Raw genomic sequence first — 2,916 nt, 5'->3', positions numbered from 1 at the left:
GACCTCCACGAGATCTACGAGGGCGAGGTCCGCTACGCCCGCGACGCCTTCGAGGGCCTGCGCCTCATGGACGCCCTGATGGGCGTCAAACGCGGCGTTCCCGGGGCCCAACTCCCGCCCCTCAAGCAGCGCCGCGTACCCAAGCGCGACACACCCCTCCTTGGGGCGGCGGAACCGGTCGACGCCGGCCGCTCCGACGTCGCCGCCGACAACCCCGTCCCCGCCCCGCCGTTCTGGGGCACCCGCGTCGTCAAGGGCATCCCGCTCAAGGACTACGCCTCATGGCTCGACGAGGGCGCCCTCTTCAAGGGCCAGTGGGGCCTCAAGGACACCGACACCATCGCCACCGACGGCCGCCCCCGGCTCCGCGGCTGGCTCGACAAGCTGCACACCGACGGCCTCCTCGAAGCCGCGGTCGTCCACGGCTACTTCCCCTGCGTCTCCAAGGGCGACGACCTCATCATCCTGGGCGAGAACGGCTCGGAACGTACCCGCTTCACCTTCCCCCGCCAGCAGCGCGGACGCCGCCTGTGCCTCGCCGACTTCTTCCGCCCGGAGGAGTCCGGCGAGACCGACGTCGTCGGCCTCCAGGTCGTCACCGTGGGCAGCCGCATCGGCGAGGAGACCGCGCGGCTCTTCGCCGCCGACGCCTACCGCGAATACATGGAACTCCACGGCCTGTCCGTCCAGCTCGCCGAGGCCCTCGCCGAGTACTGGCACGCCCGCGTGCGCGCCGACCTCGGTATCGGCGGCTCCGACCCGCAGTCCATGGCCGGCATGTTCCGCACCGAGTACCAGGGCTGCCGCTACTCACTGGGCTACCCGGCCTGCCCCGACCTGGAGGACCGCGCGAAGATCGCCGACCTCCTGGAGCCCGAGCGGATCGGCGTCCAGCTCTCCGAGGAGTTCCAGCTCCACCCCGAGCAGTCCACCGACGCCATCGTCATCCACCACCCCGAAGCCAACTACTTCAACGCGCGCTGACCCCCCACCAGCCGGAAAGGAGTCCGACATGCCGGCTGCCCTGGCCGCCACCGCCGAACGCCCCCGTACGTCCCGCGCCCCCACCCCCGCCCCGCTCGGCGTCCGTGAACTGCTCGCCCAGGGCCGGCGGACCTTCTCCTTCGAGTTCTTCCCCCCGAAGACGGACGCCGGGGAGCGCACCCTGTGGGCGGCCGTCCGCCGCATCGAGGCCCTCGCCCCCTCCTTCGTCTCCGTCACCTACGGCGCCGGCGGCTCCTCCCGCAGCCGCACCGTCGAGGTCACCAAGCGCATCGCCGCCGAGACCACCCTGCGCCCGGTCGCGCACCTGACCGCGGTCGGGCACTCGGTCGCCGAACTGCGCCACATCATCGGCCAGTACGCGGACGCCGGTATCCGCGACATCCTCGCCCTGCGCGGTGACCCGCCGGGCGATCCGAAGGGGGAGTGGACGCGGCATGCGGACGGCCTGACCCACGCCCACGAACTGGTCTCGCTCATCCGCCGGCTGGGCGACTTCACCGTGGGCGTGGCGGCGTTCCCCGAGCGTCATCCCCGCTCGCCCTCCTGGACCGAGGACATCCGCCACTTCGCCGCCAAGTGCCATGCCGGCGCCGACTACGCCATCACCCAGATGTTCTTCCACGCCGAGGACTACCTGCGGCTGCGGGACCGGCTCCTCGCCGTCGGCTGCCTGACCCCGATCATCCCCGAGATCATGCCGGCGACCGATTTCCGCCAGATCCGGCGCTTCGCCGAGCTCAGCGACGCCCGCTTCCCCGACGCCCTCGCCCGGCGGCTCGAAGCCGCCAAGGACGACCCGGCGGCCGGGCACCGCATCGGCGTCGAGTACGCGACCGCCATGTCCGAGCGCCTCCTCGCCGAGGGCGCACCCGGCCTGCACTACATCACCCTCAACAAGTCCACCGCGACTCTAGAGATCCATCAGAACCTGAACGTCAGCCACGACCCAGCCACCACCATCACGGAGTAGAACCCATGGACTTCAAGGTCGCAGACCTCTCTCTCGCGGCGTTCGGCCGCAAGGAGATCACCCTGGCCGAGCACGAGATGCCGGGCCTGATGGCGATCCGCGCCGAGTACGCCCAGGCGCAGCCGCTGGCCGGCGCCCGCATCACCGGCTCGCTGCACATGACCGTGCAGACGGCCGTGCTCATCGAGACCCTCGTCGCGCTCGGCGCCGACGTCCGTTGGGTGTCCTGCAACATCTACTCCACCCAGGACCACGCCGCCGCCGCGATAGCCGCCGCCGGCATCCCGGTCTTCGCCTGGAAGGGCGAGACGCTGGAGGAGTACTGGTGGTGCACCGAGCAGGCGCTGACCTGGCCCGGGCACGCGGGCCCCAACATGATCCTCGACGACGGCGGTGACGCCACCCTCCTGGTCCACAAGGGCGTCGAGTACCAGAAGGCCGGCCGGGTCCCGGACCCCTCCACCGCCGAAAACGAGGAAATGGCCCTGGTCCTGGGCCTGTTGGGCAGGACGAGCATCGACTGGACGGCCCTGGCCGCCGGGATCCGCGGTGTGACGGAGGAGACCACGACCGGTGTCCACCGTCTGTACGAGATGATGTCCGAGGGCAGCCTGCTGTTCCCGGCGATCAACGTGAACGACGCGGTGACGAAGTCGAAGTTCGACAACAAGTACGGCTGCCGTCACTCGCTGATCGACGGCATCAACCGTGCGACCGACGTCCTGATCGGCGGCAAGGTCGCGGTCGTCTTCGGTTACGGCGACGTCGGCAAGGGCTGTGCGGAGTCGCTGCGCGGCCAGGGCGCGCGGGTCATCGTCACCGAGATCGACCCGATCTGCGCGCTGCAGGCGGCGATGGACGGCTACCAGGTCGCCACCCTCGACGACGTCGTCGAGACGGCCGACATCTTCATCACCACGACCGGCAACAAGGACATCATC

General features: G+C 70.4%; 3 protein-coding genes. All 3 read left to right on the top strand.

Translation table 11 applies throughout. The features are described from left to right. A partial coding sequence (locus IE257_RS37645) for a vitamin B12 dependent-methionine synthase activation domain-containing protein (RefSeq protein WP_308433306.1) occupies positions 1 to 984 on the top strand: 984 nt, incomplete at its 5' end. A 28-nt stretch (positions 985 to 1,012) separates the two neighbouring features. Continuing rightward, complete coding sequence (metF, locus tag IE257_RS37640; RefSeq protein ID WP_189974622.1) at positions 1,013 to 1,975, top strand: methylenetetrahydrofolate reductase [NAD(P)H]; 963 nt, start codon at positions 1,013 to 1,015, stop codon at positions 1,973 to 1,975. A 5-nt stretch (positions 1,976 to 1,980) separates the two neighbouring features. Further along, on the top strand, positions 1,981 to 2,916 hold a 936-nt coding region (locus IE257_RS37635), incomplete at its 3' end, for an adenosylhomocysteinase (protein ID WP_189974621.1).

The organism is Streptomyces avidinii, from assembly GCF_014650695.1.
GTDB lineage: Bacteria > Actinomycetota > Actinomycetes > Streptomycetales > Streptomycetaceae > Streptomyces > Streptomyces avidinii.
This window is presented reverse-complemented; position numbering and strand designations above follow the sequence as displayed.